Here is a 25,769-nt window from a genome sequence, read left to right on the forward strand (position 1 = left end):
CCCTGCGGTAGCTGACGCAGGAAGTAATTAGAATGTGTACTCTACTGTCATGTAATAGGTCCGGCCTTGCTGTGGATAAGCAACGTTGTTCTTGGTTTTATCTATTGTTGGATACGGATCGTTCGGCCCTTCTGTATAAGGATACTGCAGCATTTGGTCAGGCCCTTTATTGGCAACGTCATTAATGCCGGCAATCAATTTAAACTGCTTGTTAAAGCTATATTTCATGCCGATATTAAAGAGTCCCAATGCATCGTAGTAGGCACCTTTGCCGGTGTTGTTATACTGATAAAGTTTATCTGTCCAATTGTATTCGCCAAAGACGCTGAACTTATCGCCGGGGAAACGATAATCCACTCGCGCATTGACCGACCACTCCGGCGTCCAGGGGAAAGGCTGATCTTGCCAGGCGGCATTGCTCATATTGTCATAAGCCTTATACCCTTTGGTGATTAAGGAGTCCTGCCATGTAGTACTTAACGTAAAGTCAATTTTTTCCCAATGCATTTTACTGCTAAGCTCAACACCCTGAATCTTGCCGGCACCGTAATTGGCGTACCAGGTCGCGCCGGTCAACGGGTTAAAGACAGTAGTTAACAGATTTTCCGAGTCGCGCTGGAAATAGGTCACGGTGGTATCGTTGTCTGTACCGAGCAGTTTGCCGTTCCGGTTAACGGATACGTCCCAGTTCTGTCCATGCTCAGCCGACGTTTCCGGACTCCATTTGGCCGCACTGTTAAATTCCTTCCATTTGGACACCAGGTTGACGCCGTCGCCAAACACCTCGTACCAGCTTGGCAGCCGGTGATAGGTGCCATAGGTGGCCCAGGTGGTCCACTTGTCATTCAGCTGTTTCTTCAGGCCCAGGTTATAGCTGTACAGCCATCCTTCCCCTTCCATAACCTCAATACCAATATTAGCCTTTTGCGCCCGCACCAGAGGCGTAAAGATCAGGCTGCCGGTATCGTCCAGCTTCATCGTATCCTGCAGTTGAAGATAATAATTGCTCATATCATATTTCGGCAGGAACGCAGCTTCAAAGTCGTCTTTCCAATTCTGATTAGAAAACTGATCGGCATCAAACTTGACCTTCATCGTTTCCTTCGTGCCTGTCGCCAGGAATTCAAGCAGGTGATGCTCACCCATCTTCCAGGTGCCGTCCATGGAAGCGCTATAAGTATCATTGCGGAAGGTATTGGTACCAAAGACGAAATCACGCTGGCCAGTCCCGTATCTGGCCCATAACGACTGTTTGTCCTGATGGATAGTACCCAGCTTCCAGCCCCATTCCACATTGCCGGTTTGTTGGCGACGGCCAAAGGACAGCTCTGTTTTTTCCGTATCCACCGTGCCGCCATACATGGCCCGTTGAGCACTATCAAAGGAATTAGGCCAATATTGCTGCGGCACATCTGCCAAATAAGAGCCGACTGCTTGCGGTGTGTGTGTCTTGTTATTGATGTAGTTCAGCTTGACAAACCAGTTGTCGTCCTGCCATTTGGCGAGGATGTTGTTGTTTTCATAGCCATTATTCTGGCGCCAGCGGGTCATTGGGAGGGTTTCGACAGGGTACGTCTTGCCATTTATAATCTCCCATTTTGTGACATCGTCCTGGGTCAAATGTTTATTGTACCTAAAGTCACCGGTAGCCTCATCATGATTGACCGCTAACAACAAACTTCCTTCCCCAACTGGGGCCGTGGTCTCCAGATTGAATTTCTGGCCGCCAAACGAACGCAGGCCATAACTGACCTTGCCGCCAGTTTGATCCGGTTTTTTCGTCACAATGTTGATTGCCCCACCCATAGCCGCACCGGCAAAGCGGGCCGGAATATAGCCCCGGTAAACTTCGATGCGCTCCACATTGTCGATGTTGAGATTTTCCAGGTTTACGGCCTGTTCGCTGCCGGTATTGACCAGCACACCGTCCATGTAGATATTGACCTGGCTGGCGCTTGAACCGCGCACGCGCACTGTCGTGTAGTGGCCGGTACCGCCGCCGGAGAGCTTGTCGATATAGACACCCGGCACCGTTTGCAGCAGGTCGCCCAGCGTCTTATGCTCGCCTTCATACTTGGCCACCTCAATGACCGATACAGTACCTGGTGACAGCTTTTTCTCCCAGTCCGGACGGGCTGCTTCGACAACAACCGGCTCCAGTGTAAACCCGCCAGTCTCGCCGGAGTGCAGCGCACCAGTTGTGCCTGTACCGTCAGGTGTACTGCTTGCGCCCAAGCCTATATCAGCACTTTTCGGGAACGTATTCAGATTCGACCGGCTGGTAATTTGTCTGTCAGAACCGGAGGCAGTATTTTGCTCAACGGCAACGCTTGCCGGAATCTCCTGCGCTGAACCAGTGACTGCTCCAGCCTTTACTGCTGCCGTTACCGGCAGACTCTCCCGGTTGCTTTCGCTCTGCGGAGCAGCTTCTGCTTGGTTCATGCTGAAGCTGCCAGGCACCTGCCGGTTCCGGTATACTGCTTTGTCCGCCCGTGACGGCCCGCCCCAATGCCAGGCAATACCGCCGTTTATCTGCCAGTCCGTATCCACCTTGCCGCCAAAGGATTTATTGACTTCCAGCCAGCCGTTCCGGCTATCGCCCAGCTTGAAATTGCTGCCCAGCGTCACATCATACCAGGTATCCTTACCGGCCAGGGTGTCCACCTTTTGCGAGGCAAGCACATTTTGCGCCAAGTCTGGATTTGTGCTGTTCTGCATAGCGTACATCATAGCGTTTCCGCCGTCCATAAAGTCATGGTTGGCGGACAGCTTGAAATAAGCTTCGCCAGTGTGATCGCCTTGCCCGTAGCGCTTCCCGATGGACAGTCCGGCACGACCGATCAACATGTCCATTTTGTCCTGTGCATATTTTAGACCGTTATCCTGACGGAAGTCAAAGGAGCGCATGACGCCGTAGGAAAGGCCGATTTGCGGCTCTATAAACCAGCCGTTGCCTTTATCCACGCGCAGGCCGTAGCGAGCACCGAGACCGTAGGTTTTCGCGGTAAAATCCTTTCTGTAACTGTCGCCGAAAGAGTCGGTATAGGTGTATTCGTTGCCGATTTTGCTCCAGCGCACGGTAGTATCCAGATAGTGTCCTTTGTTGCCTACCCAGAGCATATATGCGCCTAGTCCATCGCTGTCCAAATCGCCTTTGCCGCTATTATAGTCGGCGCCACCGGTATTTTGCGCATAAAAGTCAGCATCGGAGGTCATTTTGCTAAAGAATAGTCCGGTATAAAACTTGCCGCCAAACAGTTCCCGGTCCCGCAGCTTATCATATCCGACCTGGATGCCGCTATAGGTCTGGCCGAAGCTGGAGTTCTGAATACCGTCATAGCTATATTTCCCTCGCCAGGTATTGGCCCACACGCCTTCCCGGTCACTGAAATCGTTCTGGTCAATGCTGCGGTTGGCGAACCGCCGGTCATCGCCGCGTTTCCAGAACAGGCCGTCTTCAATGCGCCACAGGTTACGGGTCGAAAGGGCGGCGTTGGCGGCAGAGTAAGCTCCCTGGGAGAGAAACTCTTGTTGTTGCGCTGACCAGTAGACAGAGTAATTTTTACTTGTAGTGTCCGAAGAATCTACCAATAATTCTGTTGAGATGACGTACTTGTTCAGGACAGCGTCAATATCATTCTGGGAAGAACCAGTAACAATGAATTTATCCATTGTAGGCACATCAGAATAAAGAATCTGAAATACCCCGTCTACCTTGCCCTTGAGCAGTGGAGAAAGAGTTGCAGTATTTGTCCAGTCATAACCGGCAAAATTTTTATGGATTGTATAATCTACCGTAATATGAGAAGTTGCATCTTCAGCCGTATCAATCAGCTGAGGAGTCCGCAAAATTACTGAATCAGTATAACCAGTACTCGCAGACCATGTGCCATCTGGGTTAAGCGACGAATTTTTCGTATCCAGATTAATCCGAAAGGTAAGATTATCGCCAAACTGTCCATTTCTTAGCGTCAATCTACGTCCGGCTGAGGTTCCGATTGTCGACCATGTGTTATAACCATTCTCTTCCGTATAACCATTATCGGCGCTATACTTATAAGCTAAATCAATTGCAGCACCATCGTTCATGATAAAAGGCATGGAAGTGTTTGAGATATCCGTAGCTTCTAGTGGCCGCCAAGTGCTATTCTTTCCAAGAATGATTGTTGCCCTGTAACCAGTTTGTATCTGGGAAGAGCGTCCGTATGTCCGTAAAGTTGTACCTTCATCAACGGTAAAGGTTAGACTTGCCTGATTTGTGTTTCCTCCCCAATTCATCTGATCAACGACTTCGCCGGTAATACTTGGGGACGCAAGCGTACAAGTATTATAGGAATATATGGAAGTTAACACCAGAGAAAGAATTAAAGCTTTCTTAGCTAATTTATGATTGCGACATTGCCTATTTTTTTTATGATTTTTACTTCTACGCAAAAAACTTCCTCCTACATAACATAGCTAGAAAAGAGGGCGGAGAATCCGCCCCCTTTTCTAAGAGCAGTTAAGCATTACTTACTTAGATACGAACTAACAAACTTATCAAAGTCTTCCTGGCTCACGCCGGCGCGGGAAGCCAACAACGGATGGACAAAACCACGCACCGATTTAATAGAAGCCGGCGCAGCCCCTTTCAGGCGCGTAATGGATGGCATCGCCAAGGCAACGGCATTAAATGACGGGCTGCCGGTAGCGCCCCATTGCGACGCTGTACCAGCGGAAATGGCGCTTGTACCGCTAACAATACCGCTTGCATCATATATGCCAAGATCGACACCTAACATGCCCCAAACTTTGCTAATATCATCTGCCGGCAATACGGCCCATAGGTAGCCGTAGACGGAAGATATAGTAACAGGAACGTTGACAACATTCACGACATCCGATATGAGGTCATTGCTAGCGGCATCCAAATCCGAAATTGCAGCCTGCCACAAGCGCCCGCTATAAGCAAAAGATGCATTGTAAGAACCGGTCAGAATATAGGCATCGCCATTGGAGAGAATAGCCAGAGAACGGATATCAAATTTGTCGTCGGTTTTACCAGTCTCCGTAGAATTCGCCGGGCGGACAAGATTGGTTACCGTCAGGTTGGCGAGAGCCACCCGTTGAATACGGGATGCCTCGTTCCATTTAATCGGGGTGTTATTCCATTGCGCCCCCCCCCAGAGCAGTTACGTAGAGATTGCTGTCATAAAGCTGAAGCTCGAAAACATTCGGTGCTAAGGTTGCATCCGGCCCATCGACCGGACTGGCTGCTAAATTAGAAGCAGTCAGCTTAACGATAATGCTGTTGTAATACGTGTAGTCAGCCGGATCAGAGCTGCCGGCAGGGGAAACTGTATATTGCTGGGCTACAGCGTAAATATAATTTACCGATGATTCGGTATTAAACACCGTATCAACGCTAAAGGCGTTAGCACCAGATCCGGTTGCCGCAAACTCATAATAATCGGAAGCAAGTGTCAAGGTTTCTACTGTGCTAGGTTTCGCATGAACAAATTTAAACACTCTGCCGGCAGAATAATCTGCACCAAAAAGCGTGCCAGCGTTAACACCACCAGGTGAGGTAAGACTATAGACATTAAGCAAAGCTGCACTGTCACTATAGGTATAAGTAGTCCTTGCTACTGTAACTGCCCACGTACTAGGATCATATACAGTAATTTCGCAAGGTAATTGAAAAAAGGTAACTGGATCATATGCTCGTTCTACCACCAATACTCGAATACCAGTGCTGCTGCCGCCATTGAAGTAAAAAGCGATAGGGTCAGTATTGGCAAGATTCACACCGGAACCGCTGACAACTGTCGGTGTAGAGCCAGAAGAGGTAATTAATCTGACTCGGCCTGCTGCAGGACTTATTCCAAAATTGTAAAACGTAGCAATTACTGTTGACATACTAAGCACCTCTTTCTACTTTTTTTGTTTTGCTTACCGCCTTACCTAACGAACCCGGCAGCTAACTCGCTGCCAAGATTGTAGCCTGCCTACGGTAAAGCTTCACCTCCTTGTTCCCATTTCCTATCGCAGCCTGTCCGGGCGTCGTTATCACGTCCGGGCAGAATGTTAGGCCAGTTAGCTGCCGTCACTGCTGCTGCTTATTGTTTTACTTTCGCTGCCACATCGGCGGTGATATCCATACCGCCATAGATCACAACTTGTGCGTCGATAATTGCTGCCAGTCCTTTTTCCTCAGCGACGGCCTTAATGGACGCCTCTATTTTGTCTCCCACTGGTTTCATCAGCTCGTCTTCCTTTTGGGCTTCCTGGCGGGACAGCTTATCGCTGTACGCTTGTTTTTCCGCCGCCGGCAGGTCTTTGGCGTTGGCGTCATAGTCTTTTTGCGCCTCGGCCCGCATGGTCTGGATGCGGTTCATAAGTCCCTCAATCCCGGGATAAGCGGCGAAAACCTGCTGCCTGTTGACGAAACCAATGGTTTGCTCGTTTTTTGCCTTGGCGGCCAGCGCCTCAGCGGGTGCAAGCAGCCCCCATAAGAATAATGCGGCTGCCACCAGTGAAAGGATTCCGGTAAATGTTTTCATTCTTTTCCTCAACTTACTTTTTATAATGGTGTTATAGGTACAAGCAAGGCTTGTACTCTCAAACCCCTTGCAAATAATCCTTAATAAACAATAATAATAGCAATAAAAAAACTCCCATATTGGGAGCGCTTACGCTAACCGGCCCAAACCGGGCCTTGGTTTTTACGTAATCTCCTCCCTGTCGCTCGCAGGTAATAAAGGCGATTGCTGGATAGGCAGTTCTCCTGACTCCGGTTCATCGTTTGCCGCGCCTTCCCAAGACAGTTTGTCTCAGTGGCATGCTGCGGTTCTCTCCCCGTTACAGTGGCGGGACCGTGCCGGTCTTACACCGGTCTTCCCTTTTAAGCCCCGAAAGGCACCTCTCCCAACGCTATGCGGTTGTTTGTTACTTTTTCATCCTATGCAGGACTTCATAACCCTATGACGATAATTTTGTACTTTTTTTCCTCCTTTTCATCTTTCATATATTGCTTCCTGTAAGGCTAGAGCTTACAAAAGCTTCCCTAATCTTCTCCCTGCCAAGCGCAGATCAAGCGAAGATTAAAAACAAAAAAAGCGTCAATCCTTCCGTCCGGCGGAAAGATCGACGCTTTACCTTTTGCTAAAGCTGCCTGCTTCCGGTGCCGGTTTAAGAACTCAAATGGCCAAAGGTGAGTAAAACTTACCTTAACTAAGCCTGCAGTCAATCATATAGCGTAGAGCTATTCCTTGCACGCAAGTGTTCTTAATCCCAGACCTATACATCGCAGGCTGTACGGATGCGCAAAACCAGGCAGTACCCTGACTTAGGATCATCGCCATAATTCTCCCTTGTAAGAGGCTTACAGAAAAATGGCTCTCCTTCACAGTTGCGAGACAGCGCCGGATTTACACCGGACTTCCCTTTTAAATCCGGCTAAGCCGGATACCTGATTTCATATGAAATTTTGTAAGGCCAGAGCATTTATGTAGAAAACAAAAGAAGCCTTCCCTGTCAGCACCTGGGAAGGCTTCTTACTTTCCGGCAAGTCTGCCAGATAACATGCAATACTGCATCAGAATCCCCTTCCCTATCGCTCGCAGGTCAAATGGTGATTGCTATACAGGCAGTTCTCCTGGCTCTGGATCGTCGCTCCTCCAAACCTTCCCAGAACAGTTATGTTCCAGTGGCACTTCTTGGATTTGCTCCCCATTACAGTGGCGGGACCGCGCCGGACTTTAACCGGCTTTTCTATTAGGCCCTTTCGGGCACCTGTACCTTTATATTTAATTTTAAACTTATTATCATTTTTCTAATCTTGTCCTAATAATACCACTTTTTGTAATATATTGTCAAACAATTTTCAAAAAAGAAAGAATTTGAAATAAAAAGGCCGGAATATGGATTTCCCCATTCCGGCCTTGACACTTTATTTCGTTTTCTTCACTTTAGCCAATACATCATTGGTAATGTCCACTCCGCCGGAAACGATGGCGCTTTTGTGAACAACAATGCTTAAGCCCTTTTCGTCAGCTACTGCTTTTACGGCAGCATCGACTTTGTCCATGATGTCACCGAGCAATTGCTCACGCTTCATTTCAACTCTTTGGCTAAGCTGGTTGCCTAGCTGTTGCTTTTCCTGATCATTCAGGGAAGCGGCTTTGCTTTCATATTCTTGTCTGGCTTGTTCGTTTTCTGCTTTTAAAGCCGCGTCGGCTTTGTCGGCATCAGGATGCTGATCAATGAGCTTGCCGTAATCGACTATCCCAATGGTTGATGCCGGTGCTTTGGCAGCGGATACTGCTGCTGGTTGTATTGCCCCCCAGCCGATGACTCCCAATGCAAGAATTAAGGTTGCGATAAAGATAACAGATACACGTTTCTTCAGGTTCAACATAGTGCCTGCTTTCCTGCCCCTCAAGGGCAATTATCCTATTTTCATTCGGGCTTTCTGCTCCAAATTAACTAAATACTACCATTCCTTGTCTCGCCTTGTCAAACCATTTTCCCCGTCGTTACTCCCACCATTTGGCGGCAGGATACTCTGCTGCCCCAAGGATAACGGGCTCACCAATCTTAGGAGTGGCAATCGCGACTCCCCGCTCGTGGGAAGCTGTTGTCACCCGTTCGATGGGATCGGTCCAGCTGTGAAAGGCCAGACTGAAGGCTCCCCAGTGAATGGGAACCAACAGCTTTCCTTTAACGTCAACATGAGCCTGGACGGTTTCTTCCGGCGCCATGTGGATTTCCGACCATCGCTTGTCATACTGGCCGCATTCCATTAACGTCAGGTCAAAAGGGCCGTATTTAGAACCGATCTCGGCAAAATGAGCGCCGTAACCGCCGTCGCCGCTGAAAAAGATACTCGACTGAGGCCCTTTTAGTGCCCACGAGCTCCACAGCGTTGTATTGCGGTCAAATAAACCTCTTCCCGAGAAATGCTGGGCCGGAGTGCAAATAATCTTCAGCCCGGCCAGTTCTTCTTCATCCCACCACTTACATTCCCGGATTTTTGCGGGACTGATCCCCCACTTTTTCAGCCGCCGCGCTACACCGGAAGGTACAAAGAACACGCCGGTTCTGTCCTTCAGGCCCATAATGGAGCGGTAATCCAAATGATCGTAATGATCATGAGATATAATGACTGCATCTAAGGCCGGCATACTCTGAGGGTCTGCGGGCAGAACCCGGCTGAAGCGTTTGCCGCCAACCAAAGGGAAAGGCGAGGGTCTGTCGGCAAAAATCGGATCAAGCAGGATGCGTTTGCCGTCCAGCTGCACAAATACGGTCGAGTGGCCAAACCAGGTAATAGCAGCTCCGGTCTGTTCTTCAAGGACACGAAAGTTCACCGGTACTACCGGCAGCACCTTGTCCGGCTTTGTTATGGAACTGCCTTTCAGCAGGTCTCTGACAATGCTAAATATCATTTTCATCTCCCTGTAACATATCGCTTTACGCTTACAATTAAGCAATCTTGTTCAAACTTCCTGCCCGCTTTGCTATAATAATAGCAAACTAAGCCATGCATCAGGAGGAAACAATGGACACTCTAACAGCAATCACGGCAAGAAGAAGTATCCGCGAATATGAAAACAGACCGGTAGCCCGGGAAACCATCGAAGCAATTCTGGAGTCGGCAACGAAAGCACCGTCAGGAAAAAACCGCCAGCCCTGGCGCTTCGTAGTTTTACAAGGCAGCAGAAAAGCTGAGCTGGCTGCTATCATGGCTCAGGCCGCAGCGCACCGCAAAGAGCAGGGACTGGATATCGGCAGCTGTGAACTGAGTATCAAGGCAATTACGCAGGCTTCTGCCGTTTTTGCTGTCTTTAATGCCTTTTCTACTGAAGAAGCCGATTATAATCATTACCGTCTGCTGACTGACACACAGTCCATTGGTGCAGCTGTTCAGAATATGCTTTTGGCAGCCCAGTCTTTTGGACTTGGCACACTATGGATGTGTGACATCTTTTATGCTGAGCGGGAAATCCGCGCCTGGCTGAACCGCAGCAGCGAATTGGTCGCCGCTGTGGCCATTGGTCATGCCGCTCAAGCTCCCTGGCCCCGGTCCCGCAAAGCCTGGCAGGAAGTTACTGAATGGGGGCAGGAATAACCGCACTCACAATTATTGACGCCGCTCAATTTCCGCTGCAATTTTGCCGATAAAGTCGGCCAGCGGCAGTATCCCTATATCGCCCTCTGTTCTGGAGCGCACCGCTACTGCTTTATCGGCTGCCTCTTTATCGCCGATAACCAGCATATACGGTATTTTTTCCATTTGGGCTTCCCTGATTTTGTAACCGATCTTCTCATTCCGGCTATCCACTTCTACCCGGATATTCTTTACCTGCAGCAGTTCTTTTACTTCCAATGCATAGGCGTGATGCTTTTCGGTCAGCGGCAGTACTCTTACCTGGGTCGGCGCCAGCCATACGGGGAAAGCACCGGCGTATTTTTCGATCAACAGGGCCAGGGTGCGTTCGTAGCAGCCAATTGAAGTACGATGAATAACATAAGGATGCTTTTTTTGCCCGTCACGGTCTACATAGAGCATCCCGAACTTTTCGGCAAGCTGAAAATCGATTTGTACCGTGATCAGGGTATCTTCTTTTCCATGGACATTCTTGATTTGAATATCCAGTTTGGGACCGTAAAAAGCAGCCTCACCAGTTTTTTCCCGATAAGGTATTTGCAAATGCTCCAATATCTCCCGCATTCTGTTTTGGACTTCCTCCCATTGTTCAGCCGAACCGATATACTTTTCTTTGTTGTGCGGGTCCCATTGGGAAAACTGGTAGGAAACGTCATCGGCAAGCCCTACCGTTTTCAGCATGTAATTGGCTAGATTTACACAATCGGCAAACTCCTGTTCCAGCTGTTCCGGCAGGCAGGCAATATGCCCCTCGGAGATGGTAAACTGTCTTACGCGGATGAGGCCGTGCATTTCCCCGGAAGACTCATTGCGAAACAGTGTTGACGTTTCATTAAACCGCATGGGCAGATCCCGGTAGCTGCGCTGTCTGGCCAAATACACCTGGAACTGGAAGGGGCAGGTCATGGGCCGTAAAGCAAAAACTTCCGCATTTGCCTCGCTTTCATCGCCCATCACAAACATGCCTTCCCGGTAATGATCCCAGTGCCCGGATATCTTGTACAAATCACTCTTCGCCATAAAGGGAGTCTTGGTCAGCAGGTAGCCCCGCCGTTCTTCCTCATCCTCGACAAAGCGCTGCAGAATCTGGATAACCTTTGCTCCTTTGGGCATGAGAATGGGCAGACCCTGACCGATATAGTCGACTGTTGTAAACAGTTCCATTTCGCGGCCCAGCTTGTTATGATCCCGTTTCCTGGCTTCCTCTGTTCTAATGATATATTCATCAAGTTCGCTTTTCTTAGGAAAAGCCGTTCCATAAATTCGTTGCAGCATTTTGTTTTTCTCGCTGCCCCGCCAGTAGGCACCGGAGACCTGAGTAAGCCGGAATGCTTTCACCTTGCCTGTTGACAGCAGATGCGGGCCTGCACACAGGTCGACAAATTGACCTTGCTGGTAAAAGGATATCTCCGTCCCTTCCGGGAGATCACGGATCAGTTCTACTTTGTAGGGCTCTCCTTTATCCGCCATGAGCTGGAGAGCTTCCGTCCGGGAGAGCGTAAACCGCTCCAGCGGGAGGTCTGCTTTTATAATCTTCTCCATTTCGGCTTCGATTATTTTGAGGTCTTCCTGGGTAAATGCCTTATCGATATCAAAATCGTAGTAAAAACCGTTGTCTGTGGCAGGACCGATTGCGAGTTTCACCTGAGGAAATAGTTTTTTTACAGCCTGAGCCATAATATGGGAAACAGTATGGCGGTATACCTTTTTGCCGCCTTCATCGTGAAAGGTCAGAATGATCAGTGTGCAGTCTCGCTCAAGCCGATAAGATAAGTCCCGTAGCACACCGTCTACCTCGCCGGCAAGAGCGGATCGGGCAAGTCCGTCCCCGATGCTTTCGGCGATTTGCTGAATACTGTTGTTTTTGTTGACCTTTTTTATACTGCCGTCTTTTAATGTTATGGTAATCATTGTGCATGCCTCCTAACCGATTATGGAAAGTACAAAACTCCCGTTCCTTAGAAAAAGGGACGGGAGTTTTCCCGCGTCTCCACCTAATTGGCGGTTACGCCCACTCGAAATTGGTAACGGAAGTGTTATCCGCAGTACTATTCTCGGCCATTTCTTATAACAGTTTCTCAATATCGGCTTTCATTGCCAGCGGTGAAGTGGTCGGCTCATAGCGCCCTGCTACCTCGCCTTGACGGTTTATCAGGAACTTGGTAAAGTTCCATTTAACCGAATCGCCTTCCAGTAATTCAGGAAACTTTTCCTGCAAGACCTCCTGCAGCTTACCGGCAATCGGATGTTTGGAATCGAAGCCTTTGAAGGGTGCCTGCTCCGTCAGGTATACAAACAAGGGATGAGCATTTTTACCGCGAACTTCCGTTTTCTCAAACAGCGGAAAGCTTACGCCATAATTTAAGCGGCAAAAATTTTGCACTTCCGTATTGCTGCCCGGTTCCTGTTCAGCAAATTGATTGCTGGGAAAGCCAAGTATGACCAGGCCTCTATCAGCATAAGTGTTATAAAGCGTCTGCAGCTCTTCATATTGAGGAGTAAAGCCGCATTTACTTGCCGTATTCACAATAATAATAACTTTACCTTGATAATCAGCTAATGAAGTCTGTTGGCCCTCAATCGTTGTAACTTTAAAATCGTAAATATTCATACTAACCCCCTTAACGCTTAGCGAGCATTCCCTGTTACTTTATTATCCCTTTGATTCTCGCAGCTATGCACAGCCGGTTAATATCGTTGCTTTCGTTTATTGTTGACGTAACTACTGAGCATTAATTACAGCAAATCGATTTTTTATTTCTTGGGGCTGATTAAATCATTATAGGTGATCTGCGGATGATGGTACCGCTTCCTGCCAGCCGTATGGCTGCCGAATTCGATGCTTTTCACCGGGCAAAAATGCAGACAGGCCAAACATTCCTGGCATTTTTCCCGCCACTGGGGCTTGCCTTCATGGAGGGTTATATTATTGACGGGGCAAACCGTTTCACAGTTACCGCAGGAGATACAGGCATCCGTACAAGAGAACTTTCGGTACGCATGCGGCAGCAGCTTTTGCTGCCAGTACTTGTTGATGGCATGAAAGGGCAGCCAGAAATGCTCCGCCTCAAGATTGCCGCTTACTATTGAAATCGCAGTTGCCGCTTTCTCTATTGCCAGATCGGCCTGCTCCAGCTTCCCGTTCAGTTTATCCCGTGGCGGCAGGTCGGAAAGCGGTGTGTAACTGGAGATCATGTCAATATGAAAACCGGCATTCAGCTTATACCCCTGCTTTGTCAGCAGCATCGCTGCCTGGCGGATTGCACTGCTGAGATGACGGTTGCTGCCGCTTGTTGCAACTGCAAAAAGATAGCTGGCATTAACAGCCTTCAGTCTGCTGATGAAGCTGCTGACAAGGGGCGGCAAACCAAAATAATGTGTGGGAAAGACAAAGCCGACTCGTTCGGCATCGGTCATAATAGTACCGCTATCACTGACTTCAGGAATTGACACCAGGGTGCATTTCTCTAGTTTTGCGGCAATTTTTCTGGCAACATGCAATGAATTTCCTGTGGCAGAAAAATAATAAATCATGGTTTTCATAATAAGACTCCTTTTTGCTCTCTTGAACTTCAGCATGTGCAGATAAGCAGCTTGCTACTCTGTGAAGTCTATTTACCGCCGATCGCTAAAGTCCTGCTCCATTGATAAACATATCTGGCTGGAAGTGAATGCATTCACTTCCAGCCAGATATTCGTTCTTAATGCCAGTGCGCTAACAGATACTTTTCCGCTTCGGTGCTCCAGAGGCCTTTCGAGCGGTTCGTAATTTCTGCCAGTTTGGCAAAATGCTGATTAGTTTTGCCTAAAGCAGCAAAATCATCAATTGCTGTCAAATCCATAGTAATCCCGGTATAAATTAGTTTTTTTCCGCCCGGTATCTCCGGCAACGCTAACGTGGCTTCAGCCACACTATTCAGCCCGCCAATATGCGTAACCATAACTGCCGGATTAATGAGCTTCTTTTCTGTCAGCCGCAGTGATTCGATCATATCATTTGTATTGCCACCGGTAGTCCCCACAACATGGGCCGAATTGTAATGAACATTATAATAGTTAATCAGCCCGGAAAATGACGTGTCGGTTGGTCCGGCAAAAAAGTTCAGGCAGCCGTCCCGTCCTAAAATCTGGTCAGCCTGTTCCACAACTGCTTTAACGGGAGCATAAACATGAACATCATCGAAGCCTGTGCCACCGGTCAGCTCCCGCAAATATTGCGGTACATCTTCTATATTGCTGGTATTGACGAACAATAGATCAATTCCAGCCTTTTTGGCCTCTGCCTGATCAAAGATGGCTTTCGCTCTCGTGATTCTGGCTTCATCTACATCAGTAACAACAATCAGTCCCGGCCGCCGGTCACCATGCAAGGCATAATCGACCGCCCCCAGCCCCATCGGTCCGGCACCTGCCAGGATAGCCAGTTTACCACCTGCAGCAATACCCATCCGGTGCTCATAAGCTCCCATATCGGTATGGTAGTTGGCATGAAAGGCACCAATAATGCAGGACATAGGTTCAGCGAGTGATGCTTCATAATAAGAGTCGCCTTCATATTTTAACAGGCAGCCAAGCTCCATCACTTCCTGCGGCAAAATGGCAAAGGTAGCGGCACCGCCGCAATAACGATAGGAATAGCCCGGTGAATCCATGCTCCCTTGATAGTTTAGCGCAGGCTGCATGGCAAATCTTTCACCTGCCTAAAACTGCTGCTGCCACTTGGCACCAACCTGCACAATATTACCGGCCATTTCATGGCCGATAATAATCGGATGTTTGTCTACGTCTTTGGGAACACGCTTATGTTCAGGGCCGAGAATAGCCGCCTTATAGCTGGACATGCAGATGCTGTCAGAAATAACCTGAACCAAAATCTCATCTTCTTTGATCTCCGGCAATTGAAAGGTTTCCAGCCGCAAATCCTTCTTACCATATAATCTAACTGCCCGCGTTTCCATCTTGATCACCTCTTCGCTACTTCTACTCTCCCTTTTGGGCCAGTTCAGCGACCAGCTTAGTCAAAGCTTCTGCCGCCTCGGCTTCATCAGGACCGTTAACGTTGAATTGAAAGGTGCTTCCGCCAGATAAGCCCAGCGAAAGCAGAGAAAGCAGGCTTTTTCCATCCACATCCCGTTCGCCTTTTACCAAGCGTACACTGCTTTGAAACCGGCTGGCAGTCTGTACCCACAGGGTAGCAGGGCGCGCATGCATTCCACTTTTATTGCCCATCACTATTTCACGGGTAATCATTTAGCATCACCTTCTTCGTCTATTTTAGCTAATGTCTACCTGGCACAATAATCTTGCTACTTCCTTCATCGAACCCGCCTGCGTCCCCGGTTGAATAACCGAAGCGGTAGCTGCAGCCGTTCCTAAACGGGCACAATCAGCTAATGACAAGCCCTGAGTTTGGCCGACAACAAAACCGGCAACCAGGGCATCCCCGGCACCAACCGTACTTTTTGCTATAACGGTTGGCGGTCTGACCCGGAGAGTTTGCTCTTTATCGGCAATAATTGCTCCTTGTGAGCCCAAGGTAACTACGACCTGCTTGATGCCACCGTCAAGCAGCTCTGCTATGGCTTTCGTAATTTCGCTTTCTTTTTCCAGCGATTTTCCCATCAATTGACCAAGCTCTTCCAAATTTGGTTTTATAGCATCCGGCATGGCCTTGATACCCTCGCGCAAAGCCAGCCCGCTGCTGTCGAGAAGCACCTTTACTCCCTGCTCTTTCAATATTTCAATTAGTTGCCTGTAAACAGTGTCCGCCAGTCCCTGGGGCAAACTGCCGGAGATAACAAACCATTGCCGTTCACCTGCCAGACGCCGGATGACGCCTGTCAGTTGTGCCAGGTCTGCGCCGGTACTGGTAAGACCGGGAAAGTTGATTTCCGTTACCTGGCCACTGTGATCATCGACAATTTTTATGTTCACTCTGGCGGCACCGGTCACTTCGACAAAAAAATTATCAATTGCCTGCCTGTGAAAATATTCATTGAATACCTTACTATTGTCCAGTCCCAGAAAACCGGTAACAGCAACCGGATAGCCCAGTGCCCGGACTACTTTTGCCACATTTATGCCTTTGCCGCCCGGGTCTATCCGCTGCTGCTGAACCCGGTTAACCGCTCCTGTCTGAAACCGGGGGATATGGACGGTATGATCCAATGCGGGATTGAGCGTAATTGTGACAATTTTTTGTTGTGCCTCATTTTTCACACATTATCACTCCCCGCTGGCATGCGTTGCTTTCATCACCCGGAGCAAGGACCCAAGCTGTTGTTCATCAGTTGCTGTAAGCCCGCTATCGGTAATTAGCAAGTCCAGGTCTTCAAGACCGCAGACCCGGCATAAACTTCTTTGCCCAAGCTTTGAGTTGTCAGCTACTGCGATTTTCTCTTTACCGGCATGGAGCATATATTGCTTAGTCTCTGCCTCTGTCAGATTGGGCGTAGTTATTCCAAACTCAACGTCAATACCGTTTGCTGCCAGAAACACTTTATCAAAATACATTCTCTTTAGAGCATCGTTGGTAAGATATCCTACCAGGGATCGGGTATTTTTGCGCAGTGTACCGCCAAGGAGCAAGGTCTCAACACCGGTTTCCTCGCTAAAAACCTGAGCAATATCCATACTGTTAGTAGCAACGGTTATCTTCTTCGAACGTAATAACCGGGCAATTTCCAGTGTGGTTGTTCCTGAATCAAGCAGAACCGTCTCCCCGTCCTGCACCAGATTGGCCGCTAATACTGCAATCTGCTGCTTTTCTGCTAAAAACCGGATTTCTTTTTCCTGAAAGCTCATTTCAAAACCGGTCTGAACCGAAATGGCTCCTCCGTGTGTCCGTTGGATAAGGCCATTGTCTTCCAGTTCCTGCAAATCCCGGCGAATAGTCGATTCGGAAACACCAAAATTCTGGCTTAAACTAGTCACGGTTACGGGCTTACCTATTTTAACAAGCTGCAAAATTTCTGTTTTTCTTTCTTCTGCAAACATAAATTCCTCCAGTTACCTTATCCATTTACAAGTGCTGTTTCAATATTTGCCGCTGTTATTGGTAAGGCAGGTAAATAACTCATCTTCACTTTCAGCTGCCATCAGTTGTTGCTTTTGATCCGCATCCATAAGAATGGCTGCCAGCTCGCCAAGCAAGCCAACATGCTCTTCCTCGCTGCCTGCAATGCCAAAGGCCAGATAAACCTTATTGCCATCGCTCCATTCTATACCGCGAGGAATCTTCACGACGACAATTGCCGCCTTTTTGACCAGGCGCCGGCTTGCCTCCGTTCCATGAGGAATTGCCACTCCTTCGGTAATATAGGTGCCAATATCCTGCTCCCGCTTATGCATAGCCTGCACATAATCAGGCTGTACTGCCCCGGTCTGAACAAGCTGGCCGCCTAAAAACTCGATGACTTCCGTCTTATTGAGAAAATCATTTCTGATAAAAACCAGCTTACGGTCAAATTTCATGCGATTCACCGCCTTTGCTATTAAGCAGCGTTAACGTTTGCTGCCTCTACTCACATTGGCTAATTACTTCGTCATACACCGGCGTGTTAATAAAATCCTGCACACCATAAACACTGGCTGCCGGTGCTGCAATTTTTTTTGCCCTTTCCACCAGCCCCATAGCGGTCAAAACAATATCTGCATCTTGAGGAATTTGATTGACCGGACTATGGACTACTTCGATGCCTGTTTTTCCGGCCTGGGCAAGTTTCTTCTTCAATACTGCAACTGCCATAACGGATGAACCCATGCCTGCCTCACAGGCAAATACAATTTTCTTTACCGGTCTCGTCTCGCTTGTCGCAAGAGCTTCACTTTTTGCAGAATCAATTACTTGCTCCTGAACTTTAGCCGGTTTCAAGGTCTTTACCAATTGCTGGGCTTTTGCAAAGTCTTCGCCGCTCTTATCATCTACATTGGCACTATAGGCCCGAACGAAAGGGCTGGAAACCAAAAAAGATACTACTGTGCCAACGGCAATACCTGCCATAACCCCCAGAAATCCGCCTTTCGGAGTCATCGCCAATTCAGTAAAGATACTTCCTGGCGAAGGGGTAGCGACTAAACCGGCATGAAACAGCAGGAATGTCAAATTTGCGCACAGTCCACCGGCAATAAGCCCGATGATGCACAGAGGGTTCATCAAAACGTAGGGGAAATAAAGCTCATGAATACCGCCAAAAAAGTGTATGATAATAGCTCCCGGTGCTGACTGTTTGCCCATGCCTTTGCCAAACACCCAGTAGGCCAGCAACAGGCCAAGTCCAGGACCAGGATTGGTTTCCAATAAGAAGAAGATCGACTTGCCGAACTCCCTGACTTCTGCTACCCCGATCGGTGAGAAAACGCCGTGATTAATTGCATTATTCAGGAATAATACTTTGCCTGGCTCGATCAATAGTGCTAAAAGAGGCAAAAGCTTAGCTTCAGCGATAGCTTTGGCTACAACACCTAAGAAGGTGGCAATGCTAGCCACTATTGGCCCGATAATACTATAGGCGAGCATGATAAGAATCATACCCAGAATACCTGCTGAGAAGTTGTTAACAAGCATCTCAAACCCGGTAGGAATCTTATTTTCAACTATGTTATCCCATTTTTTGATAATCCAGGCGGCAAACGGTCCAACCATCATAGCCCCCAGGAACATGGGAATTTCGCTGCCGACAATCACTCCCATTGTCACCATAGCACCCATTACGCCACCACGTATACCGTAGACCAGTCTGCCGCCGGAAAAACCGATTAATAGGGGCAGCAAATATTGAATCATCGGCCCGATAAGTTTCGCTAGTTTTTCATTTGGAATCCACCCAGTAGGAATAAAGCAGGCAGTGATGAACCCCCAACAGATAAATGCGGCAACATTTGGTATAACCATCCCGGCCAGAAAACCACCAAACTTTTGAAGCTGCTCTCTCATGTTCTCCCTCCTTACTCATTCGCAACCACTAATTTGTAATTCAAACTACAGTTCCACCTTCTCTCCATATTTTTCATTTTTGATTATTTATCGTTTCTTTTATTGATTGTTTATGCTCATTTATTTTCATTTATGCTCAAATTATAAAACCGATCGCAAGGCATTGTCAATATAGTCTGAAAAATATAAAAATAGTTAACCGTAAAATAATAAACTCCCCTTAGTCTCAAGCGACTAAGGGGAGTTACTATTTTGGGACAGCAGGGGACGGTCCTTTTTTGTCACTTTTGCTCTTAAAGCAACGCAGCATCGCCATGCAATAGATACAACAGCATGAACATTATAAGGATAACCAAATTGCTTCGGCTGAAAAAGGTGACAAATTAGGACCGTCCCCATTTGTCCATAAAGCAACGTAGCATTGCCACGCAATAGATACACAACAGGAGCATTATTAAGAATAACCAATTGCTTCAGCCGAAAAAGGTGACAAAAAAGGACCGTCCCCACTTGTCCATCATGAATAGGAACGGCTCTTAGTAATCAATTTGTCCATTACCCATTTGAGGAAGATAGCGAGAAAAAAGTAGCCTGGAACAGAGTATATGTGTTTCCAATCTATCAGCTTATATATATCAAGGTAAACAAGCATCGGTTCCGAAATAAAAGCAAATACGCAGGAAATGGCAAGCTGTGCAACAGCAAATGACTGCCATTGGGGAAAATACTGATAAATCAGCATATAACAAACTGGTAATACCGAGATATCATATGCGATAAATACATCCAGCAAGGGAAGCAGATCGTACTTATATTCCCACGCATCTGTTTCCACGCCAATCGCGTCCAATAAACCTGATATTAAAGCTACCAGCAGCCCATAGGTCATAATTTCGAATAGTCTTCTACGATCAACAAGTCTCCACCAGACTAAAATAGGAATAATGGATACGGCCACTAGCAGCCACCATTGATAAGTGAATACCACGTTGTGAAACCAGAATTCACGGCCTGCGGCGTCAGCTGCGGACTGCAGGGTATATGTCTCTTCGAAAGTTGGTATTCTCTTCATTGATTCACCCTAACCTAAAAGCTCATTATAGAATAGAACAGTATCGCTGATAGTTTCACCAATGTACAGCTGGATATGCGCTCGAAATGATCGTTTTGCTGGTGGCGCTGAAACGATAATAGAACCTTCTTTCATCCAAGAATGAAAGAGGTTCTATTATCCACGGACGGGTTGCGTTACAGTACTCTTACACTAGGCAATTCCCCATATTCTCTTTACGTCATCGGGTGTAGCCAAGTCGCGGCCGATGCTTCTAGCGATGCCGGCAATTCGCTCTACCAGCATTGTATTTGTCGCTAACACACCTTTTGTATAATAAACATTATCTTCAATCCCAACTCGCACATGACCACCCAGTGCCATAGCAACAGCGGATAGATTCACATGACTGGGCCCAATTACCGACACACTCCACACTGCATCAGACGGCAGGCTTTCCACCAGAAAAAACAAGTTTTTGGCAGTAGCCGGCAATGAACCTTTTACACCCAACACGAGATTGAAAAGCAGCGGCCCCTTTAACAGTCCCGCCTTCTGCAGATTGACGGCATTATGAATCATTGCAGCATCAAATACTTCAATTTCCGGTTTAATATGATTGTCGAGCATGATTTTTGCCATATACTCGATTAATTGTGGATCATTGGCATTAATGCTGGCAGGAAAATTGGACGACCCGGTAGCCAAACTGGCTGATTCAGGCTGTAACCCTAAGGATGCTGCGCGGGCTTCACCAGATTTTCCGCCGCGGGCACCAGTGGAGATTTGCTTGAGAATCGGGCAGCCTGACTCGTCAAGCAGTTTGACAATCTCTGCGAAATAGTGACTGTCACAAGTGGGGACTTCCTGCTCATCGCGGGCATGAATATGGGCTACGGCAGCCCCTTTCGCATAGCAGGCCACAATGTCAGCAGCAATTTCCGCCGGCCGTACCGGGACATGGGGAGTCATTGCTTTTGTCGGCACATTCCCCGTCGGTGCAATGGTAATGATCAGTCTTTCCATAAGCTCACTCCCTTTATTTTAGTGTGAAGTATGTTTGCTCAAATTCCTTAAAACCCGCTGCTAGGCCTGCCACAAGTCCATCAGCCTGGTCCTTGGTAATGATCAGCGGTGGGGCCAACAGGAACTGATCACCGTTTTCACCGTCGGCATTCCCGCTACCGGGGTATACAATGATGCCATGCTTCAGGAGCGTGACCGTCAGTTTTTCGGCCATTCCCATTGCCGCCGGATAAGGTTCTTTCGTCCCTTTATTGCGGACAATTTCTACCCCCAGCATCAGGCCTTTGCCGCGGACATCACCGACAAAGGAAAAGGGCAGCAAAGTTTCCTGCAGGCGGCCAAGCAGATAGGCACCGACAGTCCGCGAGTTTTCAGCTATATTGTCGGCAATCAGGGTTTTCACTACCGCCAGAGCAACAGCAGCTGACAAAGGATTACCGCCGTAAGTATGTCCATGGACAAATACTCCCGAGCCATGCTTAAACGTATCATAAATTTCCTGCTTGGCAATGACCGCGCCAAGAGGTGAATATCCCGCACTCATCCCTTTAGCGGCACAAATCATATCAGGTACAACACCCCAGTCATCAATACTAAACATCGACCCGGTACGGCCAAAACCGGCCATAACCTCATCATCAATCAGCAGAATATCATAATGGTCACAAATCTGGCGAATAATCTTAAAGTAATCCTTATGAGGAACAATGGCACCACAGGCAGCACCACCTACCGGCTCAGCAATAAAAGCGGCCACGTACTCGGCGCCTTCCATTTTAATTGCCCGTTCCAAATCAAGAGCACATTCTACCTCACAGGTCTCCTGCTCTTTGCCAAAAGGACAGCGATAGCAGTATGCCGGTGCAATATGGGGGAAATTCAAGAGCAGCGGGGTATACTTCTTGCGGCGTTTATCACCAGTCATGGATAAGGAGCCGACTGTATTGCCATGGAAGCTTTTCCAGCGGGAAATGATCCGGTATTTAGAGCTCTGACCGTCGCGCTCGACAAAATAGCCGCGCGCCATTTTCAGCGCCGATTCCGTTGCTTCTGAACCGCCGGATACCAGATAGAGTTTATTCAATGACCCCGGTGCCAGTTGTGCCACCAGGTCGGCCAGCTGCTGAATCGGCTGTGAGGTCCATCGCGATAAATGGCTGAACGCCACTTTCTGCGCCTGGGACATCATCGCTTCGAGAATGACAGGATGAGCATGCCCCAGATTGCTGACAGCGGCACCTGAACAAGCATCAATATACTGATTGCCGGCTGTATCATACAGGTAAATTCCTTTGCCATAATCCACTTCCAGGTACTCTTTGTTTACGGCACGATAAAATACATTACTCATTTTCCCTCACCCTTTGACTGTTTATTTGCTACCTATAGACGGATCGCTGGCCCTAGTATATCATGTAATCACATGTAGAAATAATGATTGTTTCATATGATTATAATCAGTTATACAGATAGAATTCCGGAGGGATTAAAATGGAGTTACGTCAGCTTCAGATATTTTGCGCAGCAGCCCAAACCCTAAATTTCACCAAAGCCGGTGTAAAGCTTGGCTACGCCCAGTCCAATATTACCGGCCAGATTCATCAGCTGGAAGAAGAACTGCAGGTAAAGCTGTTTGAACGGATCGGCAGGGGAATTCAGCTAACAAGCGACGGTAAAAGCTTTCTGGTGAATGCCACTCAAATACTCGCACTATGTGAAAAAGCCAAAGGCGAATTTCTCCCACAGGTAGTGCGAGGCGTATTAAATATCGGTGCCGCTGAGACGGTCTGTATATACCGGCTGCCACAAATATTAACCGAATACCGGCAACTGTACCCATTGGTAGATATCCGGGTGCAAACGGAAAGCTGTGAGCATTTTTTTGAGCTGATCAAAACCAGCAATATTGATGTCGCTCTAGTTCTGACTGATTCAGTAAAAAATCGGGAAATGACGGTACAGACATTATATCAGGAGCAGATGAGCGTAGTCGTCAGTCCCTCCCATCCGCTGGCAATGCATAAGAAAATTACGCCACATGCCTTTTCCGGTGAATGCCTAATCGTCACATTGCCGGGCTGCGGCTATCGTCCGCTCATTCTGGCAATGCTGCAAGAGTATGGTGTCAAGCCGGGAGCCCTTATGGAACTGTCCAGTATTGGCGCGATTAGGCAATGCACGATTTGCGGCCTGGGCGCTGCTATTTTGCCGAAGATTGCCGTCCAGGATGATATTGAACGGGGTAAGCTGATCGAATTGGCCTGGGAAGGACCTGCCTTTCCAGTGAAAACCCAGCTGATCTATCACCAGGACAAATGGCTGACACCTGCCATGCGAGCGTTTATCGAGCTAGCTAGTCAATGAGGCGAGATTTAACAAACCGTGAAGTCGTGCTATTTTATAGCACGACTTTTGTTGCCCCCAGAAATATGTTTACTAGTTATAAGCAATAATAGTTGACAAAGTCAAATAAAAACTTGACTTCGTCAACTATTATTGATACTGTAATATTGTAATCTTACTAACGTTTGGGAAGGGGCAGATAGCAATGGATAATCGTATTCAGGCCCAGATAAACGAAATCAGGAAGTTTAACCGGTTTTATACAAATATCATTGGTCTTGTCAATCAGACGATCCTGGAAAGCCCCTATTCTCTGGCAGAGGCACGGGTACTAGTGGAAGTGGATAGCGCCACTGCCTGCACTGCCAGCGCCTTAACGGAAATGCTGCAAATTGACCCTGGTTATCTTAGCCGTATTCTCCGGCGGTTTAAGAAAGAGGGACTCATCGAAACAAGCAAATCAGTAACGGATCGCCGGTCCCAAAACCTTGCAATAACGGATAAAGGCCGGGAGATCTATCGACGATTGTCAGAATCCTCCTCCCTTCAACTTGTTCATTTATTAGAACCAATTCCCCAAGGTGGCCAAAAGCAGCTGGTTGACCATATGATGGCAATACAAGCCATCTTATCAGGAAACAATACTTCGATTACAATTCGCGAATACAAGCCCGGTGATTGTGGCTACATCGCTTACCGTCACGGTGTGCTATACGCCCAAGAGCATGGCTTTGATCAGATATTTGAAAAGTATGTTTTACAAAGTCTCCTTACTTACCTGGAAAACCCGGCAGGCGGTAAACTTTTTGTAGCAGAGTACTGCGGCACTATTGTTGGTTTTATCGGTATCGTTACAACAGGAGATGACAGCGCCCAGCTTCGCTGGTTCTTAATCGAGCCCGGCTTCAGAGGAGCAGGTGCTGGCCGTAAGCTGTTATCAGCAGCTATGGATTACTGCCACAGCCAGCAGTACAAGCATGTATTCCTGTGGACCTTCAAAGGCTTGGATGCTGCCTGTCACTTATATGAGCAATACGGCTTTACTCTTACAGAAGAAAAAGAAAACCATACCTGGAAAAAGCAATTACGGGAACAGCGCTGGGATATTACGCTGCAGGACGATAAATAATACAATCCAGTAATAAAAAAGCTCCGGCTGAATTATAGCAATTCAGCCGGAGCTTTATTCATTTAATAAGACTTATACGCATAAAAATAGATAGATATTTTATAGGAACGGAGGGATAAAATGGGGACAATAGCATTGCAGTTAGAACGCTCAACGACTGGAGTAGTAGCAGCATCCGCCAGTGTTGTTTTTAATACCGTCTTATTTACAACAGGAAATATTAGTTATGCGCCCCTCACAGGCATTATCACAATCAATGAACCTGGCCGGTACGTCATTAATTGGTGGGCCGTCACACAAGCGGCTATTGCCTCGGCAGGCCCGGGCTTCGCCCTTTCTTCGTCACTGGGAGCCTCTATCCAGAGCAATTCACCCAATAAAATCGGACCATTCAGCGGAGCAGGCGTTATTAATATCACTTCCACACCTGCCACTATTTCCCTGGTAAATTCGACTTCCGGCGATATTACTTTTTCCTCACTGGTTCATACAAAAGCAGGCCTTACCTTGTTTAAAGATGAACCGCCAGGCGACTTAAGCGATTCCAGCCTTTGCTTCAGCTATGCTCAGCTGTCACATGTCATCGAACAGCTGATTACGTTATATCCGGCCAGCATCATGTCTGTTTTCACGACAAACGCCAATGTGGTAACAGGCACGGCAACTTCGCTCTATACATCGCCCAATGCCGATGGCGCTGGTCTGTTTATTGTGACTGACAATCTCGGTCAATCGCAGGCTGTGCCGCTTGCAGCGATTTGTGCCATTTATATTGGTGACGCTACCGTATATGATCCCGCCATTACCTATCTACCTCCGCCTTCGCCACTGCCCAAAGGCTGTGATACTGACCTGATTGCCGCAGTTAACGACTATCTGCCGATTCCCACCGAAGTCATTATTCAAATGGGAGTAACCGTTCAGGCCAGCGGCGAGGTTTACCAGAATGAATATGGCATACTGGTATTATCTGATGCGAGCGGCAATACGCCGATTTTTATTTCTGTCAGCAAAATCGCCAGAATTATTACCGCGGCTTCCGAATCAGCCGGCTCAAACAGTAAACCGGTTATTGTGAATAAGATTGCGGCAAACAGTGTCACGATATAACCTTATAAGCGCTCCAAAGGCCGGA

23 protein-coding genes and 3 riboswitches are annotated in these 25,769 nt (G+C 47.8%); of the genes, 4 read left to right on the plus strand and 19 right to left on the minus strand.

Features of this window, described 5'->3' with window-relative positions; all coding sequences use genetic code 11:
- Nucleotides 1–27 precede the first annotated feature (27 nt).
- The 6 genes from EV210_RS03245 to EV210_RS03270 all read right to left on the minus strand — a co-directional run bounded on the left by EV210_RS03245 (nt 28) and on the right by EV210_RS03270 (nt 9,428).
- On the minus strand, nt 28–4,434 hold the full coding sequence (locus EV210_RS03245; RefSeq protein WP_132075504.1) for a TonB-dependent receptor domain-containing protein: 4,407 nt from the start codon (nt 4,432–4,434) through the stop codon (nt 28–30).
- 74 nt (nt 4,435–4,508) lie between these two features.
- A complete protein-coding gene (locus EV210_RS03250; RefSeq protein WP_132075507.1) occupies nt 4,509–5,102 on the minus strand; it encodes a hypothetical protein in 594 nt (197 codons plus the stop codon).
- 40 nt (nt 5,103–5,142) lie between these two features.
- The gene (locus EV210_RS03255) at nt 5,143–5,898 is read right to left on the minus strand and encodes a hypothetical protein (protein WP_132075510.1); all 756 of its coding nucleotides are present in this window, start codon (nt 5,896–5,898) and stop codon (nt 5,143–5,145) included.
- A gap of 200 nt (nt 5,899–6,098) precedes the next feature.
- Nucleotides 6,099–6,542 (minus strand): OmpH/Skp family outer membrane protein, encoded by a 444-nt coding sequence (locus EV210_RS03260; RefSeq protein ID WP_132075513.1) that lies wholly within the window; start codon nt 6,540–6,542, stop codon nt 6,099–6,101.
- A gap of 197 nt (nt 6,543–6,739) precedes the next feature.
- Nucleotides 6,740–6,920: riboswitch (cobalamin riboswitch) on the minus strand.
- 376 nt (nt 6,921–7,296) lie between these two features.
- Nucleotides 7,297–7,469, minus strand: a riboswitch (cobalamin riboswitch).
- 140 nt (nt 7,470–7,609) lie between these two features.
- Nucleotides 7,610–7,792: riboswitch (cobalamin riboswitch) on the minus strand.
- Nucleotides 7,793–7,930: 138 nt separating this feature from the next.
- On the minus strand, nt 7,931–8,398 hold the full coding sequence (locus EV210_RS03265) for an OmpH/Skp family outer membrane protein (protein WP_132075516.1): 468 nt from the start codon (nt 8,396–8,398) through the stop codon (nt 7,931–7,933).
- 118 nt (nt 8,399–8,516) lie between these two features.
- The gene (locus tag EV210_RS03270; protein ID WP_207900638.1) at nt 8,517–9,428 is read right to left on the minus strand and encodes an MBL fold metallo-hydrolase; all 912 of its coding nucleotides are present in this window, start codon (nt 9,426–9,428) and stop codon (nt 8,517–8,519) included.
- Between the two features lie 113 nt (nt 9,429–9,541).
- On the opposite strand from EV210_RS03270, the gene EV210_RS03275 reads away from it, so the two are divergent.
- The gene (locus tag EV210_RS03275; RefSeq protein WP_132075522.1) at nt 9,542–10,111 is read left to right on the plus strand and encodes a nitroreductase family protein; all 570 of its coding nucleotides are present in this window, start codon (nt 9,542–9,544) and stop codon (nt 10,109–10,111) included.
- Between the two features lie 12 nt (nt 10,112–10,123).
- Here EV210_RS03275 and thrS read toward each other — a convergent pair whose 3' ends face one another.
- The 13 genes from thrS to EV210_RS03335 all read right to left on the minus strand — a co-directional run bounded on the left by thrS (nt 10,124) and on the right by EV210_RS03335 (nt 22,513).
- Nucleotides 10,124–12,061 carry a threonine--tRNA ligase gene (thrS, locus tag EV210_RS03280; RefSeq protein ID WP_132075525.1) on the minus strand — a complete coding sequence of 646 codons (1,938 nt, stop codon included), beginning with the start codon at nt 12,059–12,061 and terminating at the stop codon, nt 10,124–10,126.
- A gap of 154 nt (nt 12,062–12,215) precedes the next feature.
- Nucleotides 12,216–12,761: a glutathione peroxidase gene (locus EV210_RS03285; RefSeq protein ID WP_132075528.1), complete on the minus strand. Its 546-nt coding sequence runs from the start codon at nt 12,759–12,761 to the stop codon at nt 12,216–12,218.
- 143 nt (nt 12,762–12,904) lie between these two features.
- On the minus strand, nt 12,905–13,693 hold the full coding sequence (locus EV210_RS03290) for an EFR1 family ferrodoxin (RefSeq protein ID WP_165898768.1): 789 nt from the start codon (nt 13,691–13,693) through the stop codon (nt 12,905–12,907).
- 158 nt (nt 13,694–13,851) lie between these two features.
- Nucleotides 13,852–14,832, minus strand: a complete 981-nt coding sequence (locus EV210_RS03295; protein WP_243650416.1) for a zinc-binding dehydrogenase — start codon at nt 14,830–14,832, stop codon at nt 13,852–13,854.
- 18 nt (nt 14,833–14,850) lie between these two features.
- On the minus strand, nt 14,851–15,108 hold the full coding sequence (locus EV210_RS22965) for an alcohol dehydrogenase catalytic domain-containing protein (RefSeq protein WP_243650417.1): 258 nt from the start codon (nt 15,106–15,108) through the stop codon (nt 14,851–14,853).
- Nucleotides 15,109–15,130: 22 nt separating this feature from the next.
- Nucleotides 15,131–15,400, minus strand: coding sequence for an HPr family phosphocarrier protein (locus EV210_RS03300; protein ID WP_132075534.1), 270 nt, complete (start codon nt 15,398–15,400; stop codon nt 15,131–15,133).
- Between the two features lie 24 nt (nt 15,401–15,424).
- A complete protein-coding gene (gene pfkB, locus EV210_RS03305) occupies nt 15,425–16,369 on the minus strand; it encodes a 1-phosphofructokinase (protein WP_132075537.1) in 945 nt (314 codons plus the stop codon).
- A gap of 6 nt (nt 16,370–16,375) precedes the next feature.
- The gene (locus tag EV210_RS03310; protein ID WP_132075540.1) at nt 16,376–17,146 is read right to left on the minus strand and encodes a DeoR/GlpR family DNA-binding transcription regulator; all 771 of its coding nucleotides are present in this window, start codon (nt 17,144–17,146) and stop codon (nt 16,376–16,378) included.
- A 39-nt stretch (nt 17,147–17,185) separates the two neighbouring features.
- Complete coding sequence (locus tag EV210_RS03315) at nt 17,186–17,623, minus strand: PTS mannitol transporter subunit IIA (protein ID WP_132075543.1); 438 nt, start codon at nt 17,621–17,623, stop codon at nt 17,186–17,188.
- A 46-nt stretch (nt 17,624–17,669) separates the two neighbouring features.
- The gene (locus EV210_RS03320) at nt 17,670–19,085 is read right to left on the minus strand and encodes a PTS mannitol transporter subunit IIBC (protein ID WP_132075546.1); all 1,416 of its coding nucleotides are present in this window, start codon (nt 19,083–19,085) and stop codon (nt 17,670–17,672) included.
- 517 nt (nt 19,086–19,602) lie between these two features.
- Nucleotides 19,603–20,157, minus strand: coding sequence for a CBO0543 family protein (locus EV210_RS03325; RefSeq protein ID WP_132075550.1), 555 nt, complete (start codon nt 20,155–20,157; stop codon nt 19,603–19,605).
- Between the two features lie 192 nt (nt 20,158–20,349).
- Complete coding sequence (locus EV210_RS03330) at nt 20,350–21,162, minus strand: beta-keto acid cleavage family enzyme (protein WP_132075553.1); 813 nt, start codon at nt 21,160–21,162, stop codon at nt 20,350–20,352.
- A gap of 13 nt (nt 21,163–21,175) precedes the next feature.
- Complete coding sequence (locus tag EV210_RS03335; RefSeq protein ID WP_132075556.1) at nt 21,176–22,513, minus strand: aspartate aminotransferase family protein; 1,338 nt, start codon at nt 22,511–22,513, stop codon at nt 21,176–21,178.
- Nucleotides 22,514–22,653: 140 nt separating this feature from the next.
- Here EV210_RS03335 and EV210_RS03340 point away from each other — a divergent pair, with 140 nt between their 5' ends.
- The 3 genes from EV210_RS03340 to EV210_RS03350 all read left to right on the plus strand — a co-directional run bounded on the left by EV210_RS03340 (nt 22,654) and on the right by EV210_RS03350 (nt 25,744).
- Entirely contained in the window at nt 22,654–23,526 is an 873-nt protein-coding gene (locus EV210_RS03340) for a LysR family transcriptional regulator (protein ID WP_132075559.1), read from the plus strand.
- A gap of 184 nt (nt 23,527–23,710) precedes the next feature.
- On the plus strand, nt 23,711–24,634 hold the full coding sequence (locus tag EV210_RS03345) for a bifunctional helix-turn-helix transcriptional regulator/GNAT family N-acetyltransferase (protein ID WP_132075562.1): 924 nt from the start codon (nt 23,711–23,713) through the stop codon (nt 24,632–24,634).
- Between the two features lie 120 nt (nt 24,635–24,754).
- Nucleotides 24,755–25,744: a hypothetical protein gene (locus EV210_RS03350; protein ID WP_132075565.1), complete on the plus strand. Its 990-nt coding sequence runs from the start codon at nt 24,755–24,757 to the stop codon at nt 25,742–25,744.
- Nucleotides 25,745–25,769 lie beyond the last annotated feature (25 nt).

It is taken from the genome of Anaerospora hongkongensis (assembly GCF_004339805.1).
GTDB lineage: Bacteria > Bacillota > Negativicutes > Sporomusales > DSM-15969 > Anaerospora > Anaerospora hongkongensis.

Bases quoted from the DNA above. Each gene is read 5' to 3' on its own strand.
- EV210_RS03255 (WP_132075510.1), bottom strand. From the start codon at position 5,898: ATGTCAACAGTAATTGCTACGTTTTACAATTTTGGAATAAGTCCTGCA.
- EV210_RS03260 (WP_132075513.1), bottom strand. From the start codon at position 6,542: ATGAAAACATTTACCGGAATCCTTTCACTGGTGGCAGCCGCATTATTC.
- EV210_RS03265 (WP_132075516.1), bottom strand. From the start codon at position 8,398: ATGTTGAACCTGAAGAAACGTGTATCTGTTATCTTTATCGCAACCTTA.
- EV210_RS03270 (WP_207900638.1), bottom strand. From the start codon at position 9,428: ATGATATTTAGCATTGTCAGAGACCTGCTGAAAGGCAGTTCCATAACA.
- EV210_RS03275 (WP_132075522.1), top strand. From the start codon at position 9,542: ATGGACACTCTAACAGCAATCACGGCAAGAAGAAGTATCCGCGAATAT.
- thrS (WP_132075525.1), bottom strand. From the start codon at position 12,061: ATGATTACCATAACATTAAAAGACGGCAGTATAAAAAAGGTCAACAAA.
- EV210_RS03285 (WP_132075528.1), bottom strand. From the start codon at position 12,761: ATGAATATTTACGATTTTAAAGTTACAACGATTGAGGGCCAACAGACT.
- EV210_RS03290 (WP_165898768.1), bottom strand. From the start codon at position 13,693: ATGAAAACCATGATTTATTATTTTTCTGCCACAGGAAATTCATTGCAT.
- EV210_RS03295 (WP_243650416.1), bottom strand. From the start codon at position 14,832: ATGCAGCCTGCGCTAAACTATCAAGGGAGCATGGATTCACCGGGCTAT.
- EV210_RS22965 (WP_243650417.1), bottom strand. From the start codon at position 15,108: ATGGAAACGCGGGCAGTTAGATTATATGGTAAGAAGGATTTGCGGCTG.
- EV210_RS03300 (WP_132075534.1), bottom strand. From the start codon at position 15,400: ATGATTACCCGTGAAATAGTGATGGGCAATAAAAGTGGAATGCATGCG.
- EV210_RS03310 (WP_132075540.1), bottom strand. From the start codon at position 17,146: ATGTTTGCAGAAGAAAGAAAAACAGAAATTTTGCAGCTTGTTAAAATA.
- EV210_RS03315 (WP_132075543.1), bottom strand. From the start codon at position 17,623: ATGAAATTTGACCGTAAGCTGGTTTTTATCAGAAATGATTTTCTCAAT.
- EV210_RS03320 (WP_132075546.1), bottom strand. From the start codon at position 19,085: ATGAGAGAGCAGCTTCAAAAGTTTGGTGGTTTTCTGGCCGGGATGGTT.
- EV210_RS03325 (WP_132075550.1), bottom strand. From the start codon at position 20,157: ATGAAGAGAATACCAACTTTCGAAGAGACATATACCCTGCAGTCCGCA.
- EV210_RS03330 (WP_132075553.1), bottom strand. From the start codon at position 21,162: ATGGAAAGACTGATCATTACCATTGCACCGACGGGGAATGTGCCGACA.
- EV210_RS03335 (WP_132075556.1), bottom strand. From the start codon at position 22,513: ATGAGTAATGTATTTTATCGTGCCGTAAACAAAGAGTACCTGGAAGTG.
- EV210_RS03340 (WP_132075559.1), top strand. From the start codon at position 22,654: ATGGAGTTACGTCAGCTTCAGATATTTTGCGCAGCAGCCCAAACCCTA.
- EV210_RS03345 (WP_132075562.1), top strand. From the start codon at position 23,711: ATGGATAATCGTATTCAGGCCCAGATAAACGAAATCAGGAAGTTTAAC.
- EV210_RS03350 (WP_132075565.1), top strand. From the start codon at position 24,755: ATGGGGACAATAGCATTGCAGTTAGAACGCTCAACGACTGGAGTAGTA.